This is a genomic window from Microvirga sp. HS2 (assembly GCF_055792805.1).
The window spans coordinates 29,728-51,333 of sequence record NZ_JBVVAJ010000031.1; the positions used below are offsets into that span (position 1 = coordinate 29,728).

A 21,606-nucleotide genomic window follows, 5' to 3' on the forward strand; every position below is an offset into this window, starting at 1 on the left:
GCCCTCATTCGTGCCTGAGCGCCTCGATCGGATCGAGGCGTGCGGCGCGGCGCGCCGGAAAATAACCGAAGACAACACCGACCAGGGCCGAGAAACCGAAGGCCATGAGAATGATCGAGGGATCAACGAGGAAGGGCACCTGCATTCCGTTCGCCACGAGGGCGGCAAGGCCCAGGCCCAGCAGAATGCCCGCGATTCCGCCGAACAGAGACAGCACGACCGCTTCGACGAGGAACTGCAGCAGCACCTGGCCTTCGAGCGCTCCGATGGCGAGGCGGATGCCGATCTCCCGGGTGCGCTCCGTCACGGAAACGAGCATGATGTTCATGATGCCGATGCCGCCGACGAGCAGCGACACGGCCGCGACCGCGCCGAGAAGCCCGGTGAGCACCGATGTCGTTCCCGCCATGGTCTGCACAACCTGCTTCATGTCGCGGACGGTGAAATCGTCCTCCTTTCCGCCCGTGATGCCGCGCCGCTCGCGCAGCAGGCGCTCGATATCGGCCTGCACCTTCCCCGTGTCCACGTTGTCCTTGGCCGAGACGTAGATGCGCCCGACATCCGTGTTGCCGACGATGCGGCGCTGGAAGGCGCGCAGAGGCATGATGACGGTATCGTCCTGATCGGTGCCGAAGCTCGACTGGCCTTTGGCTTCGAGCACGCCGATCACCTCGCAGGACACTTTGTTGACCCGGATGCTGGAACCGAGCGGATCCGCGCCGCCGAACAGCTTGTCGCGCACCGTCTGCCCAATGATGCAGACGGCCCGCCCCGCCCTCTCCTCGCCTTCGAGGAAGGAACGGCCCGAGGCCAGCGCCCAGTCCTGAACCACAAGGAAGTCGCGCTCGGTGCCTGTCAGCGTCGTGCTGCGGCTCTCGCTGCCATAAATCACCGTCACCCCCTTCTGCCCAACGGGAGCGATGGCGCGAATGCCCGCAAGCTGCGTGCGCATGGCCTCGACGTCGCGCACGTTGAAAGGACGCGCCTCGGAGCTCGCGCGACCCGGTCCGAACTGGCCGGGCGAGACGAAGAGCAGATTGCTCCCGAGCTTGGCGAGATCCGCCGTGACCTTCGCCGTGGTGCCATTGCCGATCGTGACCATGGCGATGACCGCGCCGACGCCGATCACGATGCCGAGGACGGTCAGGAACGAGCGCAGCGCGTTGCGGCGGATGGACGAGAACGCGAGCTTCACCGCTTCGAGCAACATCAGGCCGTCTCCGCCTTGCGTTTGTCGCTGTCGATATGCCCGTCCACGAACCGGACGATGCGCCTGGCATAAGCCGCCATATCGGGCTCGTGGGTCACCATGACCACGGTGATGCCCTGACCGTTGAGCCCGGAGAGCAATTCCATGATCTCGTTGCTCGTCCGGCTGTCCAGATTGCCGGTCGGCTCGTCCGCAAGGAGCACGGAGGGTTCCGTAACGATGGCCCGCGCGATGGCGACGCGCTGCTGCTGCCCGCCGGAGAGTTCGCTCGGCATGTGGTGCGCGCGGGCTTCGAGGCCGACGCGCTCCAACGCCCCGAGGGCCTTCGTCCGCCGCTCCCTCTGCAGCACGCCGCGATAGGTGAGCGGAAGCTCCACGTTCTCCACCGCCGTGGTGCGCGCGATGAGATTGAAGCCCTGGAACACGAAGCCGAGAAAGCGCCGGCGCAGAAGCGCCCGCCCCGTCCGGTCGAGGCGTCCCACGTCGATGCCCCTGAAGAGATAGCGACCTGCGCTCGGCACGTCGAGACAGCCGATGATGTTCATGGCCGTCGACTTTCCGGACCCCGACGGCCCCATGATCGCGACGAACTCGCCCGCTTCGATCCTGAGATCCACGTTGTCGAGGGCACGCACCCTCGCGCCGCCCATGCCGAAGACCTTCGACACGCCATCGAACTCGATCAGGTGCGTCTCCGGCTTCTGGATGTCGACGGGCTTCATTTTGCGATCACCGCGTCCACGATCACAGACTGACCGGGCTTGATGTCGCCGCCCCGGATCTCGGTGTTGCGCCCATCGCTGGAGCCCACGGTCACCGGAACGGCAACAGGCACACCCTCCCGCAAAATCCAGATCTTGCGCTCGGGTCCCGTCACCTCCTTTTGACTTGCCGGGCGGAACTGGGGCATGCGGGGCAGAATGCTGCTCAGAAGGCTCCGCTTCTGCTGAGGCTCCACTGCGGGAGGCGAGAAGCGAAGCGCGGTATTCGGAACGAGCACCGCGTCCTTGACCTCCTGCACAGAGATCTGAGCGGTCGCCGTCATGCCGGGACGCAGGAGGAGATCCGAATTGTCGACGCTGAGCAGGGCCTTGTAGGTCACGACTCCCTGCACGACCTCGGACGCGAAGCGCACCTCGCGGATCGTGGCGGGAAACTTGCGGTCCGGATAAGCGTCCACGGTGAAGGTCGCCGATTGACCGACCTTCACTTTGCCCACATCAGCCTCGTCCACATCCACCTGAGCCTCCATCTGGGTCAGGTCTTCCGCGATCGAAAAGAGCACCGGCGCCTGGAACGTGGAGGCGACCGTCTGGCCCGGATCGACATTGCGCTTGAGCACGACGCCGTTGATCGGCGAGTAGATGACCGCTTTCGACAGGTTCGTCTCGTTGAGATGCAGGTCGGCCTCCGCCACTCCCACTTCGGCTTTCGCGCTCGCGAGGGACGCCACGGCCCGGCGGTAGAGGGCCTCTGCGATCTCCGCGTCGTGGGGGGAGCTGATGCGGCGCTCGACGAGCGCCTGCTTGCGCTTGTAATCCTGCTCCGTCTCCCAGACCGTGACCTCGGCGACGTTCAGCAGCGCCTTGGCGGCTTCGAGCTTGGCCCGGGAGTTGTCGACTGTCGCTTTCAGCTTGTCCGTATCGAGCTCGGCGAGAGGCTGGCCCAGCGTCACGGGGCTGTTGTAATCCACGAAGACCTTGCGGATCGTTCCCGAGAGCTCGCTCGACACGTCGACCTGGTTCGTCGGCTGAATGCTGCCGGTGGCCGTCACCACGACCATCAGGTTTCCGCGGGTGACGGGTTCCTGCACGTAGCCGACCCGACCGCCGTTCCGGCCCGCGCCGAAAAAGGCATAGAGGCCGAACAGGACCAGAATGCCGACGGCGAGGATGGCCAGGCGTGCAGGAGAGATCCACGCACGTCTGGGCTTCTCGAGCTCCAACAGCGCCTCGACATCCTGGGTCCGGTCGCGCAGGAGATTGTCGGCCATATCTGCTCTTTCCTAGGAAGCAGCACCCTAGGATCTATGGCCGACCACCACCTTGAGATATCGCAACCTGCCTGCGCCGGATTGGCGCAGAAGGGTCACTCGAAGAGCGGCGCGAGCTTCATCTCGGGCACGAGCACCAGGCCCTTGTCGGTGATGCGGATCTCCGGGATGACCGAGAGCGGGATCAGGTTGAAGCCCATATACGGGATCTTGCAGCCCGCCTTCTCCCATGCGGCCTTCAAGGCGCGCGTCTCCTCGGCCACCTCCGTGACGCGCTTGTCGGACAGAAGCCCCGCGATCGGCAGCGGCACCATCGCGACCACCTTGCCCTGATCGACCACGCAGACGCCGCCCTGCGACTGGATCAGCGCGTCGAGCGCCACCCGCATGTCGGCCTCGTTGGTGCCGGCCACGATGATGTTGTGGGAGTCGTGCCCCACGCTGCTTGCGACGGCCCCGCTCTTCAGGCCGAAATCCTTCAGGAGCCCATGCGCGACGCCCTTGCCGCCGGAGCGCCCGTGGCGTTCGATGACGGTGACGAAGGTGAGATCGTTCGCAGCCAGGAGATCGTCCCAGCTCTCCGCCTTGTTCAGCGTCACCTTGTCATGGAAAAGCACGATGCCGGGCAGAGCCACGCGGATCACGTTCGCGGTGCAGTCCTGCTGCGGGAGATCGGGGACGAGCTTGGGAATGCTCGGGATGTGCACCGTGCGATAGGCCGCGTCGGGATAACGGTAGCGCTGGGACAGCGCCTGATCGAGAACGGGGGTGATTGCCTTGTCCTCGACGACGAGCTCGCCGCCATACCAGGTGTTCCGGACGTTCAGGTCGTCGTCGAGCAGCACCAGATCGGCCCGTCGTCCGCCGCCGAGGCCGCCGATCTCGCCCTCCATGCCGAAGCGGGTGGCCGGATGGAGCGAACCCATGCTCCAGGCCTGCTCGCGGCTCATGCCCGCGCGGCGCGCCTCCCGCGTCACCCAATCCATGCCGAACAGCATGAGGTCGTCCGCGTCCCGGTCGTCCGTGCAGACGCAGATGCGCTTGTGCGAGGCGCCGAGCTCCGTGATCGTCTTGATGGCTTCCGGAAGAGAATGCCACGGCGTGGTCGGAGGCCCGCCGCGCAGGAAGATCCAGATGCCCGCGTCGAGCAGGTCGTCGGCGATGTCGCGGTCGATGGCCTCGTGCGTGTCGGTCACGCCGCTCGCCGCATAGGCCGCCACGAACTCGCGCCCGTAGATATGGCCGGAAACGGGCTTGCCGCGTTCGAGGGCCGCAGCGAGGATCGCGTGGCTCCTCTCGTCACCCATGGTGACGGGGACGAAATCCATCTTCTCACCCAGGGCCGCGGCTTCGGGCCAGCGGTCGAAGAGCGCAGCGATCTTTTCGGGCGTCAGGTCACCGCCCGCGGTTTCAAGGTCCGGCGAGGTGGCGGGCACGGTGCTCGGCACGGTGAGGAAGATGGAGAGCGGAGCATGGCGCGCATCCTCCAGCATCATCTCGACGCCTGCCGCATCCATCACGTTGCCGATTTCATGGCTGTCGCAGAAGATCGTGGTGGTCCCGTTGAGCAGCGCTGCCTCCGCATAGGCGCAGGCCGTGATCATGCTGCTTTCGATATGGATATGCGGATCGACCAGACCCGGCGCGATGATGCCGCCCCGGGCGTCATAGACCCGTCCCGGCGTGCCGTTCACCCGGGTGTGGGACCCGGCGGGCTTGACCGCGGCGATGCGCCCGCCCGCGATCCAGATCTCCCGCTCCGGCGCGATGCGCTCGCTATAGGTCGAGAGCACCCGCGCGCCGGTGATGACCAGATCCGGGGGGGTACGTCCGGAGGCGACGTCCGCGAGCCGCCGGGTCATGGTCGACAGGGGGGCGACGGAAAACCGCGTGAGGGCCGATTTCGGAGGCATTGGAGGTGTACGCTGGTCCATGGTCGATCCCCTTTTTCTCAAACGATGCTCCCCAGGGCCTTCCCATGGGGCATCGGCAATTCGTCTGAATAGTCACGGCCAAGCTTAACTTGCAAGCTAAGCCGTATCGGATCCCTGATTCGGTTTCGGCGCGGCCGGAACGCGAACGGATGCGAAAGGAAAGCTAGAGCCTGAGGAATGCCGGGACAGACCGGGATCGGGGCAAGACCGGCAATAAAAAAGCGCCCTGAGGCGCTGCATGGACCCTGAGGTCGCCACCAAAATGGAGAGGTGGCCGGCTGGAAGTGGTGTTGAGGAGGCAACGATCCTCTTCCAGCCTGGCCGAGCCCACGAAGTCCCAGGAGATGCGGCGGACCTGAGCATCCGTAGGGCATTTCTTCCGCTTCAGCGGGAAACTGGATCGAACATATTAGAAACAAGAGCCGATGCAAGCGTCTATGTGCCTGAAAAGCTACATTTTACAAGAAAAGTTAACGGGGTTGACAGCTTTCTTAACGGAAGCGCCGCCACCCAGCTTGACAGTTAAGAAGAAGCACCGTCCGCCTCTAGGTATGTTTTCACAGTCGCGATGAACTTCGCGACGGAAATCGGTTTGGACATATAGGCTTCGCAGCCCCCTTCCCGGATTCGCTCCTCGTCGCCCTTCATGGCGAAAGCGGTGATCGCGATCACGGGAATGGACTTCAATTCCTCATCCGCCTTGAGCCAGCGCGTGACCTCGAGGCCCGAAACCTCGGGAAGCTGGATGTCCATGAGGATCAGGTCCGGCTTGTGGGCACGCGCCAGCTCCATGGCTTCGATGCCATGGCTGGTCTTCAGCGTGGCATAGCCATGGGCCTCGAGGAGATCGTTGAAGAGCTTCATGTTGAGTTCGTTGTCCTCAACGATGAGCACGGTCTTCTTCATTGGCACTGTCCCAGGGGCCAGACGCAGCATTTCACCGGCCCATTTCTTCCAGAGATGGTATAGTTAGAGCATCACCTATTGATGAAGTGCAAACCGACAGCATGAACACTCCCTTAAGAAGGATGAACAGAGACGAGGCGGAGAACATCGCGTTGAGCGCTTTCGCGTTCATCACGAGCGACGAGGAACGTATGGGCCGCTTTCTGGCGGTTTCGGGGCTGAGACCCGACACGATTCGCTCCGCGGCCTCCGATCCCGGCTTTTTTCCCGGAATTCTCGACTACGTGGCCTCGGACGAGCCGCTTCTGGTCGCTCTGGCCAAGGAGCTGAACACCAAGCCCGAGCACATCATGTCGGCTCACTGGACTCTCTCCCCGTCCGAGTTCGAGTGACCGCCCTCGCCTCAGGTGCCCTCGACCATGAGCAGTGCCCCGTTCTGCCGCGATTGCCTCACCCTCGCAGCCTCGCCTCTGGCGGAGCGGTGCCAGGCCTGCGGTTCGCCGCGCCTCCTGCGCCACACGGAGCGTGACCGCCTCTCCATCGCCCACGTGGATTGCGATGCGTTCTTCGCGGCGGTGGAGAAGCGGGACGACCCCGGTCTCGCGGACAAGCCGGTGATCATCGGCGGCGGCAAGCGCGGGGTCGTGTCGACGGCCTGCTATGTGGCGCGCACCTACGGCGTGCGCTCCGCCATGCCCATGTTCCAGGCCCTCAAGCTCTGCCCGCACGCCGTGGTGATCCCGCCGAACGGGGAAAAATACCGGAAGGCGGGGCATGAGGTCCGCGCGCTGATGCTCGAACTGACGCCCCTGGTCGAGCCGGTCTCCATCGACGAAGCCTTCCTGGATCTGACGGGAACGGAGCGCCTCCACCACGGAAGCCCTGCCCTCACCCTGGCCCGCTTCGCGCACAAGGTGGAGAACGACATCGGGATCACGATCTCCGTGGGGCTGTCCTACAACAAGTTCCTCGCCAAGATCGCCTCCGATTTCCAGAAGCCCCGCGGCTTCGCGATCATCGGGCGTGAGGAGGCTCCGGCTTTTCTCGCGGACAAGCCCGTCGGCCTTATTCCCGGCATCGGCGCCTCGGCCCAGGCGCGGCTCGCCAAGGTGGGCGTCACACAGATCGCCCATCTGCGGGAGGTGCCCCTGAAAACCCTGTTCGAAGCCCTGGGCCGCGACGCGCAACGCCTGTCGCGGCTCGCCTGGGGCGAGGACACGCGGCGCGTGACGCCGGACCGGGAGACCAAGAGCATTTCGGCGGAGACCACGTTCGAGACGGATCTCCGATCCTTCGACGAACTGGAGCCCGTTCTCTGGCGCCTGTCGGAAAAGGTATCGCGTCGCCTGAAAACGGCGGGGCTTGCCGGACGCAGCGTCACCCTGAAGCTGAAAGACAAGGATTTTCGCCTTCTCACCCGCACCCGTTCCGGGATGGCGCCGACGCAGCTCGCCGCACGTCTGTTCGAGCCCGCCCGGCAGCTCCTCAAGGCGGCCTGCGACGGGACCGCCTATCGCCTCATCGGGATCGGCGCTGCCGATTTGTGCGACGCGGCCGAGGCGGATCGCGGCGATCTCGCCGACCAGAGCGTGATCCGGCAGGCTCAGATGGAATCCGCCATCGACCGGATCCGCGACAAGTTCGGCGCAGCGGCCCTTCAGAAGGGGATCGCCCTGCGCAACAAGCCTCAGCGCTGACAGGTGCTCGCGATGGGGTGAATCTCCAGGCTCTTGAGATCACCCTTCAGGGCGAATTCCCCGTAATTGATCTTCAGAGCGCGGGCGATCCCGTTCTCGTAAAGCTCGAACGAGATCGTGTAGGCAGGCTCCCGGTCCGCTTTGCCTTCCTCGAAATAACTGATGGTCATCGGCCAGCGCGGAACCGTGGCAAGGGCCTCCTGACGGGCGGGCGCTTCCACCTTGTCCTCCGCTCCGGGCTCGATCTTGTTGCCGATGACGCTCAGCGTTTCATAGACCTTCTTGCCGTCGTCCGACCCGTCATAGACCCGTGCGGAATAGGTGCGCTCGCCTTTGCGCGCCATCTCGATCAGGCGCTTCATGTGATCGGTCGGAAAGATCGGCTGCCCCGTGGCCGCGAAGCTGTCGTTGCGCGGCTGCTTGAAGCGGACGTTGAGCGAGCCGTCGGGCCGCAGCTGGGCGTCGCCGTCGACACCGTCCCGAACGAGCCCCTGCGAGGTCGAGGTGCTCTTGAAGCGCATCGACAGGCCGTCACCCGTCTCATAAGTCGCGGTTTGCGTGTCGAGCGTGCGCGAGCCCGCCTCGCCCGTGTCGAGCACCGTGACCTGACGGTATTTCAGGGTGTAGCCCTCGCAGGCGTCGCCGCCGAATTCCATGGCGATCCGCCCCCTCGCCGCCTCCACGCCCTTGGCCCCCTCCGAGCGCAGGAGAGACAGGTCGTACACGGCCCTGTGCGGGATAAGATGGACAGGTGTTTTCGCAATGTCCGCCATGGCGGAGGTAACCATGACGAAGGAAAGGCCGGTGGCCATCATGAGGGAACGCATGTCATCTCCAAACTTCGCCAAGAAACCGGCCCAAGGTCGATCGTCCGCCTTTGGAATCCGTCCGACGCTCGCCTTTCGAGCGGCGCATCGCCGGGCGCCGAAAACCGGCCCCGCCATTTTTTGCCGGGTACGCTACGCGAAAATAGGAGCACCTTGAGGACAGGGCAATGTTCCGGCTTGCGTCCTTAAGCGTCATCCGCCACTAATCCCCACACTGTTACAGCAGAGGGCTCTCATGAGCGCAGTCGACAAAAAACTTCAGGACCTCGGCATCACCCTGCCGACTCCCGCCGCTCCGGTTGCGAATTACGTACCGTTCGTTCGCACCGGCAACCTGGTCATCATCTCCGGGCAGCTCTGCCTCGGGCAGGACGGCAAGCTCGCCGACGCCCACAAGGGCAAGCTCGGCGCGGAGGTTTCGCCGGAAGTCGGCCAGCAGGCCGCGCGCCTTTGCGCCATCAACCTGCTAGCGCAGCTGAAGGCCGCGGTCGGCGACCTCGACAACGTCGTGCGCTGCGTGCGCCTCGGCGGGTTCATCAACACCGTTCCCACCTTCGCCGCCCTCGCGCCCGTGATGAACGGCGCCTCCGACCTCATGGTCGAGGTGCTCGGCGATGCGGGCCGTCATGCCCGCTCCACCATCGGCGTTGCGGAGCTGCCGCTCGATGCCTGCGTCGAAGTCGAAGGAATGTTCGAAGTCAAATGAATACGCCCAGCTGGCTTGTCGCGAAGCCCATCGCCCATCGCGGCCTCCACGACAAAGCGAACGGCATCATCGAGAACACGATCTCGGCCGCGGAGGCGGCGATCGCCCGCGGTTTTCCGATCGAGCTCGACGTTCAGCTGACGGCGGACAACGACGTCGTGGTTTTTCATGACTTCGAGCTCGACCGCGTCACGGGCGAGACGGGATTCGTGGCCGAACGTACTCTTTCAGCCCTCACCGGGATCGGAATTTCCGGCACTCTCGGCGGGGACAAGATCCCTTCCCTGAAGGATTATCTTGCCAGGATCGCCGGGCGCACCCCGCTGGTGATCGAGGTGAAGAGCAAGTTCAACGGCGACATGCGCCTGACGAAGCGCGTGATCGAGATCCTGGCCGATTACAGCGGTCCGTTCGTGGTGAAGTCCTTCGACCCCGACATCGTGGCTTATCTGCGCCAGAATGCCCCGAACATCACGCGCGGCTTCATCGGCGAGCTGGAATATGCGTCCAAGGCGGACAACTTCCTCTCTCCCGAGCAGAAGCACCGCATGGCGAACCTGCTGCATTTCGAAGAGACGCAGCCGCATTTCCTGTCCTGGCGGGTGAAGGATCTGCCCTGCGCCTCGACCTATCTCAGCAGGCTCCTGGGCCACCTGCCCGTCATGACCTGGACCGTGCGCAATCCCGAGGACCGCGCCAAGGCCGAGAAGCATGCCGATCAGATGGTCTTCGAAGGGTTCATTCCCTAACTATTGAAGGGATCCCGCCGAGTGATTAGCTCTAGGCCCGAACGGCGGGATCCTTCCATTCAGTGACGTTCCAGATCAAAATCGCCCAAGGCCTGAAAGCGGTCGCAGCCACCGCCTGGGATGCCTGCGCGCTCCGGACGGGATCGGGCGACGACGACCCGTTCAATCCCTTCGTGTCCCACGCCTTTCTGTCGGCCCTCGAAGATTCCGGCTGCGTCGGGCCGAAGACCGGCTGGGCGCCCGTGCATGTGCTGGTCGAGGATGAGAACGGGCAGCTCCTGGGCGCCACCCCCTGCTACGTGAAGTCCCATTCCATGGGCGAGTACGTGTTCGACCATTCCTGGGCGGACGCCTATGAGCGCGCCGGCGGGCATTACTACCCGAAGCTCCAGGTGGCCGTGCCCTTTACACCGGTGACCGGCCCCCGCCTGCTCGTGCCGCACGGTGCGCAGGCCGAGTTCGTGCGGGCGCATCTCGTTGCGGGTCTGCGAGCCCTGCGGGATCAGATCGGGGCCTCCTCGATCCATGCCACCTTCCTCCAGGAGAGCGACCTGGAATCCCTGACGGCCCAAGGCTTCCTGCGCCGGGACGATCAGCAGTTTCACTGGTTCAACGAAGGCTATGGCAGCTTCGAGGATTTCCTGGCAGCGCTCGCCTCCCGCAAGCGCAAGGCGATCCGGCGCGAGCGGCGCGACGCGCTCGCGAACGGCATCTCCATCGAGTGGCTCACCGGGAGTGAGATCACGGAAGCGCATTGGGATGCGTTCTTCGCCTTCTACATGGATACCGGCTCGCGCAAATGGGGCCGCCCGTATCTCAACCGCCGCTTCTTCTCCCTCGTCGGCGAGCGCATGTCCGACCGCATCCTGCTCGTCATGGCCAAGCGCAACGGCCGCTATATCGCGGGCGCCATCAATTTCATCGGCGACAGGCGTCTCTACGGGCGCAACTGGGGCTGCATCGAGGATCACCCCTTCCTGCATTTCGAGGTCTGCTATTACCAAGCCATCGCGTTCGCCATCGAGCGCAGGCTCGATCGCGTGGAAGCGGGCGCGCAGGGAGAGCACAAGCTCGCGCGCGGCTACAGGCCGGTGATCACATCCTCGGCCCACGACATTGCCGACCCGTCCTTACGCAAGGCGATTCAGGCGTATCTCGAGCAGGAGCGCCGTTATCTCTCCGAGACCGTCGAGGAACTCTCCGACGAGACACCCTTCAGGCATACCCCGAAGGAGTAGGCCCCCTCACCCGGGAAGCCGTCTTCTCCATAGGTTTTGATGGATCGGGCTCCTTTGGACGAAAGGGCACCCTAGTTCCGTCACAGCCCCCATCTTGACCCTGTGGGCGGGAGTTCGACCTTGATCGAAACGACACCGGGCGATTGTTGCAGCCATGCCGAAGGAATGCCGGCCCTTCGCCGGTCGGCGCGGCCTGCGGCATTTCGGCGGCCCGCCGCCTTCGAAGTCCATCGCGCATGATCCATCCGGAACACGCCAGCGAAGCACTTCCTCCCGAAGCTCCGGTTCTCGTGGGCGGAGTGGTGGACGCCGCCATGCAGGGGCGCGATTGGTCGTGCTCGCCTCTCGGACATCCGGCAAGCTGGCCGGCCGCTCTGCGACAGGCCCTCGGCTTCGCCCTTCCCTCTAAATTCCCTATGTTCATCGCCTGGGGACCCGATCTCTGCCTGCTCTACAATGACGCGGCCGCCCCCATCCTGGGCGGGAAGCATCCGGCCTCTCTCGGAAGCCCGCTTCGGGAGGCATGGGCCAATATCTGGGACGAGGTCACCCCATTCGTCGAACGGGCGCTGGCGGGTGAATCCACCTATCAGGAGAACCTGCCCCTTGTCGTCAGCCGGCACGACTACGAGGAACGGGCCTATTTTACGTTCTCCTTCTCACCCCTGTTCGACGATTTCGGAAGAACCGGAGGGTTTCTCGCCGTCGTGGTCGAAACCACGCAGCAGGTGGCGAACGACCAACGCCTCGCCTTCCTCCTTGAACTGGGAGACCGGCTGAGGAGCCTGACCGATCCGACCGACGTGATGGCGATCGCCGCCGGAATGCTCGGGCAATATCTTCAGGCGGCGCGAGCCGGCTATGCCGAGATCGACGAAACGCTCAAGATCGCGAGAATTCACCAGGATTGGACCGACGGCACGGTCGCAAGCCTTGCCGGCGAAAGCCGGATCCTGGACGCGTTCGGGCCCGCTCTCATCGGGGAACTTCGCGCCGGTTCGCCCATCATCGTCAATGATTGCCTGAACGATCCCCGGGCCGGTCCCACCTGCTCGGCCATGTGGGGCGGCGTCGGGACGCGCGCACTCATCGTCGTCCCCCTCATGAAGGAAGGGCGTCTCAAGGCGCTGTTCTACGTTCACGAGCCGCATCCCAGGCGCTGGACGGAAGGCGAGGCCATCCTGGCGCGGGATGTGGCCGAGCGCACGTGGAATGCGATCGAGCGCACCCACGCCGAGCTGGCCCTGCGCGAAAGCGAAAGCCATCTGCGCCTGGCTCTCGATGCGGGCCGCATGGCGGTATGGGAGCATGAGACCGCCACGGACAGCCTTCGCACGAGTCCGGAGCTGAACCGCCTGCTGGGCTACGCGCCGGGCGCTCCGCTGAACATCGAGGAAGTGCGCAAACGCTACTACCAGCGAGACCGCGACCTCATCGTGGCCGCTGCCCACGAGGCGTTGAACCGATCCAACCGCTTCTTCGAGGTGGAATATCGCTTCTATCGCGCCGACGGGGCCCTGCGATGGTTTCTGATGCGCGGCGAAATGATCCCCGGGCCCGACAGCCTGCCGGTGAGAACCATCGGTGTCATCCTGGACATCACGGACCGGAAGAAGGCGGAGGAAGCCTTACGGGAGCGCGAGATGGAGCTGCGCTCAGCCCTCGATGCTGGTTCCTTCGCGATCTTCGGGATCGACCTCGTCACGCGACAGGTCAAGCCGTCGCCCCGTTTCAATCAGCTCTATGGGTATCCGGAGGATCGGATCCTCACCCTCGACGATCTTCGAGCGCGCTATCACCCGGACGATCTCGAACAGATCCAGAGCAAAACCCGCGACGAGCTGAACGATCCTGCGGTCCATTTCTTCGACTGGACCCTGCGGCTGCTCATGCCTGACCAGACCGTCAGGTGGCTCAATGGCCGCGGCGAGTACATCAGGGATGGCGGCAGCCGTCCGGTCCAGGCCCGCGGAATCGTGCTCGACATCTCAGACCGCAAACGCTGGGAGGAACACCAGCAGCTTCTCATCAACGAACTGAACCACCGGGTGAAGAACACGCTCGCCACGGTCCAGTCGGTGGCGTCGCAAACACTCCGCAACGCCGATACGCCCCACGCCGCCCGCTCCGCCCTCGAGGCCCGCCTCTTCGCCCTGTCGAGAGCCCATGACGTGCTCACCCGGGAAAACTGGGGCGGCGCGAGCCTCGGCGAGATCATCCGGGAGGCGATTGCGCCTTACCGGCACGACCGGGAGGACCGCATTCGGGCCTCCGGACCGGATATACGCCTCTCGCCTCGCATGGCCCTCGCCATCTCCATGGCCCTGCAGGAGCTCGCGACCAATGCGGTCAAGCACGGCGCCCTATCGGATGCCTCCGGGAGCGTGAGCATCGGGTGGTCGCTTCAGGACAAGAGCCACAAGCCGCACCTGCATCTCGCCTGGCGCGAGCAGGACGGCCCGCCCGTCTCCGCTCCCACGCGCCGGGGTTTCGGCACCCGCCTCATCGAGCGCAGCCTCGCTCAAGATCTGAACGGCCAGGCCGAGATCAGCTTCCTGCCCTCGGGCGTGACATGCGTCGTGAACGCGCCGCTGGAATAGGAGCCCGCCCCGGCAACGAAAAAGGCGCGGACCTTTTGAGGTCCGCGCCCGGGATCGGCTATTCTGATGTTCTAAAGTCTCAGAGAGCGTCCGTGAGAGTCCTGAGACCTTCCATGACGGCCTCGGGAGAGGACCCCATGGCGGCCAGGCCCGCATTCAGAAGCCAGTAACACCCGAAAAGGATGGCCGGCACGAGGATCCAGGCGAGGATTTCCTCAAACCAGACCCGCCGACGCCGCCGGCGCTCGCGCTTTTCGCGCCAGGACAGCTTCGGCGTCGGCTCGATGATCCGGGTGGCCTCGATCGGGGCCTGATTCAGCTCACTCGTCATGCTCTAACCAACGGAACCTTGGGAACGGTGCGGATACCTCCGCCCCCATTACCACCGGATCCTTTTGGTTTCACGGACTTTTTTGCCTTTGAGGACGACTTCGCGCGAGGCTTCTTTTTGCCTGCGTTCGTCACGTCCTTTTCCGGCTTCGGCTTGATCGGGCCTTCGACATACTCGAATCCGAGACTTTGCAAGCCGATCTCGTCCGTCTTGACCACGACCTTGACCGCGCCGCCGCTCTTCAGGCGTCCGAACAGCACCTCGTCCGCCAGCGGCGTCTTGATGGTGGACTGGATCAGACGGCCCATCGGGCGGGCGCCCATGGCCTCGTCGTAACCGTGCTCGACCAGCCAGTCGCGAGCCTCGTCCGTGAGCTCGATGGACACGTTGCGTTCCGCAAGCTGGGCATCGAGCTGCATGACGAACTTGTCGACCACCTTCTGCACCACCTCCTTCGGCAGGTGACCGAAGGAAATGACCGCATCGAGACGGTTGCGGAATTCCGGCGTGAAGAGCTTGTTGATCGCGTCCGTATCCTCGCCCTCACGCTTGGTGCGGGTGAAGCCATAGGCCGGGCGGGCCATGTCGGCGGCGCCCGCGTTCGTGGTCATGATGATGATCACGTTACGGAAGTCGACCTGCTTGCCGTTGTGGTCCGTCAGCTTCCCGTGATCCATGACCTGGAGCAGGATGTTGAACAGATCCGGATGCGCCTTCTCGATCTCGTCGAGGAGGAGCACGCAATGCGGATGCTGGTCGACGCCGTCGGTCAGAAGACCGCCCTGGTCGAAGCCCACATAGCCGGGAGGCGCGCCTATCAGGCGGCTGACCGTATGCCGCTCCATGTACTCCGACATGTCGAAGCGCAGGAGCTCGACGCCCAGCGAAGCCGCGAGCTGCTTGGCCACCTCCGTCTTACCGACACCGGTCGGGCCGGCGAAGAGGTAGGAGCCGATGGGCTTCTCCGCGTCCCGCAGGCCCGCGCGGGCCAGCTTGATGGCGGAGGACAGCGCCTCGATGGCCTTGTCCTGCCCATAGACCACGCGCTTCAGGGTCTCCTGAAGGTGCTCGAGCACCTCCGCATCGTCCTTCGACACGGTCTTGGGCGGGATGCGGGCCATGGTGGCGATGGTGGCCTCGATCTCCTTGATGCCGATGGTCTTCTTACGGCGACCTTCGGGCAGGAGCATCTGGGACGCGCCGGTCTCGTCGATCACGTCGATCGCCTTGTCCGGCAGCTTGCGGTCGTTGATGTAGCGGGCCGACAGCTCCACCGCCGCCTTGATGGCGTCGTTGGTGTACTTGAGCTTGTGGAAGTCCTCGAAATACGGCTTCAGGCCCTTCACGATCTCGATCGCATCCGGAAGCGACGGCTCGTTCACGTCGATCTTCTGGAACCGGCGGACGAGGGCGCGGTCCTTCTCGAAATACTGGCGGTATTCCTTGTAGGTCGTCGAGCCGATGCAGCGCAGGGTTCCCTGAGCGAGCGCGGGCTTGAGCAGGTTCGAGGCGTCCATTGCGCCGCCCGAGGTGGCGCCCGCGCCGATCACCGTGTGGATCTCGTCGATGAACATGATCGCGTTCGGGTGCTGTTCGATCTCCTTCATCACCTGCTTGAGGCGCTCCTCGAAGTCGCCGCGATAGCGGGTTCCGGCGAGCAGCGTGCCCATATCGAGGGCAAAGACCGTCGCGCCCTTGAGAACCTCCGGCACCTCTCCCTGCACGATCTTGCGGGCGAGGCCCTCCGCGATGGCGGTCTTGCCGACGCCGGGATCGCCGACGAGGAGCGGGTTGTTCTTCTGGCGGCGGCAGAGGACCTGGATCGTGCGCTGCACCTCGGGCTCGCGGCCGATGAGCGGGTCGATCTTTCCTTCCTTCGCCTTCTTGTTCAGGTTGACGCAGTAAGACTCGAGGGCATCGCCCTTCTTCTTCCCGCGCGCATCGGACTCGTCCTGGGTCGGGCGCTCGCTGGGGGATTCCTCCTCAGTGCCGCGCGGCGAGCGGCTCTCCGCCAGGCCGGGACGCTTGGCGATGCCGTGGCTGATGTAGTTCACGGCATCGTAACGGGTCATGTCCTGCTCCTGCAGGAAATAGGCCGCATGGCTCTCGCGCTCGGCGAAGATCGCGACGAGCACGTTCGCACCTGTCACCTCGTCCCGCCCCGACGACTGAACATGGATCACGGCCCGCTGGATCACGCGCTGGAAACCAGCCGTCGGCTTGGAATCCTGGCGCCCGTCGGCGACAAGGTTGGCGAGCTCGCTGTCAACGTAATCGACCAGGTTCCGTCGCAGGACTTCGAGATCGACATTGCAGGCCCGCATGACGGCGGCCGCATCCTGGTCGTCGATCAGTGCAAGGAGAAGGTGTTCGAGGGTTGCATATTCGTGTCGGCGCTCACCCGCGAGAGCGAGAGCTCGGTGAAGGGCTTGTTCCAGACTGCGAGAAAAGCTCGGCAACGGCTTGTCCTTTATGAGACGGGTCTCGGCTAATTCTTTTCCATCACGCATTGCAGAGGGTGCTGGTGCTTACGGGCGAAATCCATCACCTGGGTCACCTTGGTCTCCGCAATCTCGTAGGTAAAAACTCCACACTCCCCGACGCCGTTCTGATGCACATGAAGCATGATCCGGGTCGCATCTTCGCGGTTCTTATTGAAGAAACGCTCCAGCACATGCACCACGAACTCCATCGGGGTATAATCGTCGTTCAAGAGAAGAACGCGGTAAAGGTTCGGCCGTTTCGTGCGCGGTTTAGCTTTTGTGATGATGGCGGTGTTCGAGCGGCCATCATCGTCGCCGCCAGGGGGCTGTGACCCGCCGGCAGCGGAGAGTGGAAACCGCTTCGTCCGGATCAGACTGTCCTGAGCTAACCGCAGCATGATATTTCGACCGACCCCTTGTTATTGGCCCTTTGGACCGCGCCCTGCATGTTCGCCAGGCCGCGGCGCCATGAGTCGAATGTATAGTCGCTCCGTTCGGTTCGCTAGATCAACCAGATGGGAGCCCGAACCGGCTTTGAAAACCGCGACATCTTCTCGCTCCCCGCGAGGCTCTTCCCGAGGCGCGGCTTCCCCGCGCCCCCCAAACGCAAAGCGCCCGGCATGGTGACCGGGCGCTCCATTCAGGACTGATGAGGCGATCAGGCTCGGCTTCAGGCCTTCCCTGCCTTGGACAGCAGGCCCTCGAAGGGCTTGAAGGTCTCGGTCGCCAACGCGGTATAGAGCGCGCCCATCCTCGTGGACTGGCCCACGAGGCTCTCGTAAGCCCCCTTCACATAGGCGGTCTGCACCTCGATCGCCTTCTCGACGTTCTGGGCGCCGGTCAGCTTCTCGAAGGTGTCGGAATTGTATTCGAAGGATTTCCGGGCGAACTCGGCGGTCTCGTTGACGATCGCCTGGGCATTGCTGGAGAAGGCACCCGCGGCCTTGATGGCAGCGTCCAGGTTCTCCTGGCCAAACTTTTGCAAGTTTGCGAACGGCTGAATCATTGTTAACCTCGACTATAAGGCGTTTAGTGGCGGCAAGTGCCGATGAGCAGTTACGAAATGCATTATGTGCACCGCACAAATTTTGTCAAGAATTTTGTGCATTGCACAATAGGCTGTGCATCCGAAACGATCCCTGTTAACGCCCTCGTAACCCCACTCCCGTACGGTCAAAGGATGTGTTGCGCCGGCAACATTCTCCGTTTGGAGGACCGGTCGCGGAGGCCAAAGACCCAACTCAACAGGGATTTTTCAGCATGACTTCGGTTTGGGTAGGACGCCGAACTGCATGGACGTTTATTGGTATTGTCACTTCTGCCGCCATAGCCCTCTCCTCTCCCGCTGAAGCCGCGCGCCGCAAGGTTTCCTCGGGGGGCGGCTACGCCCCTCCGTCGGCGTCCATCGTCGTGGACGCGAAGACCGGCAAGATCCTGCAGGGCGAGAACATCGATTCCCCGCGCATTCCCGCCTCCATCACCAAGGTGATGAGCCTGTATCTGCTGTTCGAGCAGCTCGAACGGGGCCGCATCGCCCTGAACACCCCCCTCACGGTCTCGGAATACGCGGCGAGCCAGCCCCCGACCAAGCTCGGCCTGCGCCCGGGCTCGACCATCGAGGTGGATGACGCGATCAAGGCCATGGTGACCCTTTCCGCGAACGACGTCTCCGTCGTGGTGGCCGAGAACATCGCCGGCTCCGAAGAGGCCTTCGCCCGCATGATGACGCGCAAGGCTAAGGAACTCGGCATGAATTCCTCGGAATTCTACAACCCGCACGGCCTGCCGAACTCGCCGCCGAATATCACGACGGCGCGCGACCTCTCGATCCTGGGCCGCGCGATCCAGGACCGGTTTCCCAAATATTTCGCCTATTTCGACACCCGCTCCTTCCAGTTCGGAAAGCGCACCATCCGGGGCCACAACCGGCTTCTGGGCCAGGTCAACGGCGTCGACGGCATCAAGACCGGCTATACCCGCCTCTCCGGCTTCAACCTGCTGACGTCGGTCAATACGGAGAGCCGCAGCCTCGTGGCCGTGGTTCTCGGCGGCCGCTCGGCCGGCTCACGCGACCAGAAGATGGCGGGTCTCATCGACAGTTATCTGCCGCGCGCCTATGCCGGGGCCCGCGTTGCGCCGCCCGTCGTCGAGCGCGGCGCTCAGACCCAGGTAGCCGATGCGGCTCCCGCCCCTGCTCCTGTCCAGGTCGCCTCGGCGACGCCGCAGGCCGTCGCAGCCCCCGAGGCTCCCGCGCCGGTCCCGGTTCCGGAGCGCAAGCCGCTCGACTTGAACACTCTGCGTCCGGTGGTGGCCTCCGCGACCGGCGCCAGCACCACGACCACCCCATCCTCCGTTCGCTGGCAAAAGGGTCCTGAGCCGCTGCCTCTGAATGCCCAGGCCTATGCCGCGCTTCCGGCCCAGCCTCCGAGGATCTCGGAATCCCAGAAGGCCGCCCTGCAGGCCAAGATCGAGGCGAAGCCCTCTGCCCAGGCTCAAGTCGAGCCGGTCAAGGTGGCGTCGCTGAAAGCCGAGGTGCCCGAGGTCAAGAAGACCGTCAGTGGCTGGGTGATCCAGCTCGGTGCGACGGACGACGAGGGCAAGGCCAAGGATATTCTGGATTCCGCCCGCGGTCGCTTCGGCAATGTTCTCGGCAAGGTCTCTCCCTATACCGAGAAGGTGGCCTCCAACGGCGGCACCCTCTACCGCGCCCGCTTCTCCGGCTTCAAGGAATCCGGCGATGCCGAGAAAGCGTGCAAGGCGCTGAAGAAGGGCGGCCTGAACTGCTTCGCCTCCCGCGGCTGACGAAGTTTTAATCTCTTACCATTCTAATCATTGGCGACGGGCGTTGTGTTTGCTCCGTCGCACTCATCCAAACCGGATCGCGCGTGGAGTATCAGCGATGTCGGCCCAGCAGGACTTCTCTCGCCTGATTCACGCGAGCAGCGAGATACGCCGTCCCTCCCTGGTCAGGGTGGAGCTTCTTGATCAGCGTGCGATGCGCATGTCGGATCTCATCGAGGCTCGCTCCAGGCTTAAGCCCCAGGATCTGATAGGCTTCATCTTTCGTCATTACGCCCGAATGCGCATGAGTGCGCGTCCGCGTGTCGCGGTCTCCCTGAGCGTCTTCACGCCAGCCGGAAAACCGGCGATCAAGATAAGCCTCTAGGAGAGGAACCCCTTCGGGATCGAGGGTGCCGCATTCGTCGTAAAGACGGCGCAGGTTCTCAGGACCCAGGCTCGACAGCCGCCGGCCGGCGAAGGCACCGGCCAGGACGCTGCCCTCCACCCCGCCCGTCGCATGGTCGATCTCCATCTCGATCATGGCGGACCGGATCCGCGAATAGCGGCCGGAGGCCTTCTGAAACCGGCTCAAGGGCCCCGGCAGCGGCAATCCGCCCCAGCCCAGCATCCAGGCGCCGAGGCCGCCCACGAGAAGAGCCGTAGCGACCTGCCCCTTGGCTCCGATCACCATAGCTGCGCCGAGAGCGGCGATCCCTCCGACGATCTTCACGGCCTTGGCGATGGCAGCCGTGTCCGATCGGGCGAAAACCTTGAGAAGCCACCACACGAGGGCAGCGGCCGCAATTCCATAAAGCAGCATCATGTGTCCATTCCCATCACATGATGTGGGCCGGGACGAGGCGCTTGTAAATCGTCAACCCTCTCTTTGACGACAAAGCCGGCCCCACTTTCGTGGAACCGGCTTCGACAGAACCGGAATTCGTGTGTGACGGCTCAGTGGAGGAGGCGCGCCGATCCGCGCTGGCTCTCCCGCTCCCAGGCCTGAATGACCACGCCGTTGATGCCGGAATCGTGCAGGCGGTCGCTCAGATCGATGAAGTGGCGCTCCGTGGCTTCCACGTCGATCTCGATCTGCTCGTCTTCGACCTGCTCGAGCTCGCAGGCGGCATAACGTTCGTAAGCGGCCGACATCTCGGCATAGGCGAATGCGACCGGAAGCGTGCGGAAGATCGTGGAGAAATCATCGTCCAGCTCCCCCGTTGTCAGATCCCGCATCTGGACGAGATATCCGTCCTCGTGCTCACAGACTTCATAACGCCAGTGCCGGCCTTCGGATGCGGACAGGAGCATCGGAACCTCCACTCTACTGAACTGAAAAGCCAATGCGAATCCAGCCAGCGGGGTTCCAAGATGATCCCCAGCAAAAAAGTCTAACGGCGCCAGCCCATTTCAGCCCGCACGCGACCTCCGATACGCACCGTCGTGCCATTCCCCAGATCAAAGGCGCCCGGCTCGCTCCTCAATGCCTCGGTCTTCGGCTTTGAGCGCGCCACGTCCTTGCATTCCGGTGGAACATGAAGCGCCTGCCCCGGCTTCGGCTCGGGAATGCGGCATTCCTTGGCGAGAGCGGGTCCCGTCATGATGAGAAGAGAGGATGCGAGAAGAATCGGGAGCCTCATAGTCTTCTCCGGGATTCACATATGTTAAAGCAGGCCGAGTTCGGCCAATTCCCGTCGCATGTCCTCGGGCATCTTGGCAAGATCGCCCGCCTTGCCGTCGATATCGCGCGGCGCATCCTTCGCCGCCAGATAGCGCCAGCCCTGAAAAGGCCTGTAGGGACGCGGCTCCACGGCAACGACCTTGGGATCCAGGACGAGCCGACAACGGCCGATGCCATCTGCATCGGTGAAGGGGCGCACGTCCAGAAGTGTCTGTCGCGCGGCGACCTGCCCCTTGATGACCCAATAGAGAGAACCGCCGCTCAGAAGCTCCTCGAGGCGCTTGGGCACCATGCGGGTGGTGTGCGTCTGTTCGTAATCGCGCCCGAGCCGCTGATGATGGGCGCGGTTCTCCTCGATCCACTCCTCGAGATCGGTGATGGATTCGCAGCCGACGCAGAGCTTGATGAGATGAAGAGCCATAGCAGCGTTGAACCATGCGGATGGGGAAACGCCCATCAGGCGTTCCGCC

Annotated in this window: 21 protein-coding genes; 7 read left to right on the plus strand and 14 right to left on the minus strand. The window is 63.9% G+C overall.

What is annotated here, in order from left to right; translation table 11 throughout:
• Nucleotides 1–4: 4 nt before the first annotated feature.
• From ACS5Q0_RS21410 to ACS5Q0_RS21430, 5 genes are all read right to left on the minus strand, one after another.
• Nucleotides 5–1,210, minus strand: coding sequence for an ABC transporter permease (locus ACS5Q0_RS21410; RefSeq protein ID WP_473128681.1), 1,206 nt, complete (start codon nt 1,208–1,210; stop codon nt 5–7).
• The gene (locus ACS5Q0_RS21415) at nt 1,210–1,932 is read right to left on the minus strand and encodes an ABC transporter ATP-binding protein (RefSeq protein ID WP_473128682.1); all 723 of its coding nucleotides are present in this window, start codon (nt 1,930–1,932) and stop codon (nt 1,210–1,212) included. The genes ACS5Q0_RS21410 and ACS5Q0_RS21415 overlap by 1 nt, the downstream gene beginning before the upstream one ends.
• Nucleotides 1,929–3,203 carry an efflux RND transporter periplasmic adaptor subunit gene (locus ACS5Q0_RS21420; RefSeq protein WP_473128683.1) on the minus strand — a complete coding sequence of 425 codons (1,275 nt, stop codon included), beginning with the start codon at nt 3,201–3,203 and terminating at the stop codon, nt 1,929–1,931. Before ACS5Q0_RS21420 ends, ACS5Q0_RS21415 begins: the two co-directional genes overlap by 4 nt.
• A gap of 95 nt (nt 3,204–3,298) precedes the next feature.
• Complete coding sequence (locus ACS5Q0_RS21425) at nt 3,299–5,137, minus strand: adenine deaminase C-terminal domain-containing protein (RefSeq protein WP_473128684.1); 1,839 nt, start codon at nt 5,135–5,137, stop codon at nt 3,299–3,301.
• A 522-nt stretch (nt 5,138–5,659) separates the two neighbouring features.
• A complete protein-coding gene (locus ACS5Q0_RS21430) occupies nt 5,660–6,043 on the minus strand; it encodes a response regulator (protein ID WP_091138365.1) in 384 nt (127 codons plus the stop codon).
• Between the two features lie 122 nt (nt 6,044–6,165).
• On the opposite strand from ACS5Q0_RS21430, the gene ACS5Q0_RS21435 reads away from it, so the two are divergent.
• Together ACS5Q0_RS21435 and ACS5Q0_RS21440 are read left to right on the plus strand one after the other, a co-directional pair.
• Entirely contained in the window at nt 6,166–6,435 is a 270-nt protein-coding gene (locus ACS5Q0_RS21435; RefSeq protein ID WP_473128685.1) for a DUF3572 domain-containing protein, read from the plus strand.
• Between the two features lie 27 nt (nt 6,436–6,462).
• The gene (locus ACS5Q0_RS21440; RefSeq protein ID WP_473128686.1) at nt 6,463–7,740 is read left to right on the plus strand and encodes a DNA polymerase IV; all 1,278 of its coding nucleotides are present in this window, start codon (nt 6,463–6,465) and stop codon (nt 7,738–7,740) included.
• On the opposite strand, the gene ACS5Q0_RS21445 is transcribed toward ACS5Q0_RS21440, so the two are convergent.
• A complete protein-coding gene (locus ACS5Q0_RS21445; protein ID WP_473128687.1) occupies nt 7,731–8,567 on the minus strand; it encodes a cell envelope integrity EipB family protein in 837 nt (278 codons plus the stop codon). The genes ACS5Q0_RS21440 and ACS5Q0_RS21445 overlap by 10 nt on opposite strands.
• 235 nt (nt 8,568–8,802) lie before the next feature.
• On the opposite strand from ACS5Q0_RS21445, the gene ACS5Q0_RS21450 reads away from it, so the two are divergent.
• The 4 genes from ACS5Q0_RS21450 to ACS5Q0_RS21465 all read left to right on the plus strand — a co-directional run bounded on the left by ACS5Q0_RS21450 (nt 8,803) and on the right by ACS5Q0_RS21465 (nt 13,860).
• Nucleotides 8,803–9,273: a RidA family protein gene (locus tag ACS5Q0_RS21450; RefSeq protein ID WP_473128688.1), complete on the plus strand. Its 471-nt coding sequence runs from the start codon at nt 8,803–8,805 to the stop codon at nt 9,271–9,273.
• The gene (locus ACS5Q0_RS21455) at nt 9,270–10,022 is read left to right on the plus strand and encodes a glycerophosphodiester phosphodiesterase family protein (RefSeq protein WP_473128689.1); all 753 of its coding nucleotides are present in this window, start codon (nt 9,270–9,272) and stop codon (nt 10,020–10,022) included. The genes ACS5Q0_RS21450 and ACS5Q0_RS21455 overlap by 4 nt, the downstream gene beginning before the upstream one ends.
• Before the next feature lie 62 nt (nt 10,023–10,084).
• Entirely contained in the window at nt 10,085–11,260 is a 1,176-nt protein-coding gene (locus tag ACS5Q0_RS21460) for a GNAT family N-acetyltransferase (protein ID WP_473128690.1), read from the plus strand.
• 236 nt (nt 11,261–11,496) lie between these two features.
• Nucleotides 11,497–13,860, plus strand: a complete 2,364-nt coding sequence (locus ACS5Q0_RS21465) for an HWE histidine kinase domain-containing protein (protein ID WP_473128691.1) — start codon at nt 11,497–11,499, stop codon at nt 13,858–13,860.
• Between the two features lie 79 nt (nt 13,861–13,939).
• On the opposite strand, the gene ACS5Q0_RS21470 is transcribed toward ACS5Q0_RS21465, so the two are convergent.
• The 4 genes from ACS5Q0_RS21470 to ACS5Q0_RS21485 all read right to left on the minus strand — a co-directional run bounded on the left by ACS5Q0_RS21470 (nt 13,940) and on the right by ACS5Q0_RS21485 (nt 17,680).
• On the minus strand, nt 13,940–14,191 hold the full coding sequence (locus ACS5Q0_RS21470; RefSeq protein ID WP_473128692.1) for a hypothetical protein: 252 nt from the start codon (nt 14,189–14,191) through the stop codon (nt 13,940–13,942).
• Nucleotides 14,188–16,650, minus strand: coding sequence for an ATP-dependent Clp protease ATP-binding subunit ClpA (gene clpA, locus ACS5Q0_RS21475; protein WP_473128693.1), 2,463 nt, complete (start codon nt 16,648–16,650; stop codon nt 14,188–14,190). Before clpA ends, ACS5Q0_RS21470 begins: the two co-directional genes overlap by 4 nt.
• A gap of 29 nt (nt 16,651–16,679) precedes the next feature.
• Entirely contained in the window at nt 16,680–17,072 is a 393-nt protein-coding gene (clpS, locus tag ACS5Q0_RS21480; RefSeq protein WP_473128694.1) for an ATP-dependent Clp protease adapter ClpS, read from the minus strand.
• A gap of 272 nt (nt 17,073–17,344) precedes the next feature.
• Nucleotides 17,345–17,680: a phasin family protein gene (locus ACS5Q0_RS21485; protein ID WP_473128695.1), complete on the minus strand. Its 336-nt coding sequence runs from the start codon at nt 17,678–17,680 to the stop codon at nt 17,345–17,347.
• Nucleotides 17,681–17,934: 254 nt separating this feature from the next.
• Between ACS5Q0_RS21485 and ACS5Q0_RS21490 the strand changes: the two genes are divergently transcribed.
• Nucleotides 17,935–19,476, plus strand: coding sequence for an SPOR domain-containing protein (locus ACS5Q0_RS21490; protein ID WP_473128696.1), 1,542 nt, complete (start codon nt 17,935–17,937; stop codon nt 19,474–19,476).
• Between the two features lie 91 nt (nt 19,477–19,567).
• Here the strand turns inward: ACS5Q0_RS21490 and ACS5Q0_RS21495 are convergent, their stop codons facing one another.
• The 4 genes from ACS5Q0_RS21495 to ACS5Q0_RS21510 all read right to left on the minus strand — a co-directional run bounded on the left by ACS5Q0_RS21495 (nt 19,568) and on the right by ACS5Q0_RS21510 (nt 21,557).
• Nucleotides 19,568–20,278: a DnaJ domain-containing protein gene (locus tag ACS5Q0_RS21495; RefSeq protein WP_473128697.1), complete on the minus strand. Its 711-nt coding sequence runs from the start codon at nt 20,276–20,278 to the stop codon at nt 19,568–19,570.
• Between the two features lie 131 nt (nt 20,279–20,409).
• Nucleotides 20,410–20,766 (minus strand): hypothetical protein, encoded by a 357-nt coding sequence (locus ACS5Q0_RS21500; RefSeq protein WP_473128698.1) that lies wholly within the window; start codon nt 20,764–20,766, stop codon nt 20,410–20,412.
• 80 nt (nt 20,767–20,846) lie between these two features.
• Entirely contained in the window at nt 20,847–21,095 is a 249-nt protein-coding gene (locus ACS5Q0_RS21505; protein ID WP_473128699.1) for a hypothetical protein, read from the minus strand.
• 24 nt (nt 21,096–21,119) lie between these two features.
• The gene (locus tag ACS5Q0_RS21510; protein ID WP_473128707.1) at nt 21,120–21,557 is read right to left on the minus strand and encodes a DUF1489 family protein; all 438 of its coding nucleotides are present in this window, start codon (nt 21,555–21,557) and stop codon (nt 21,120–21,122) included.
• Between the last annotated feature and the right edge of the window lie 49 nt (nt 21,558–21,606).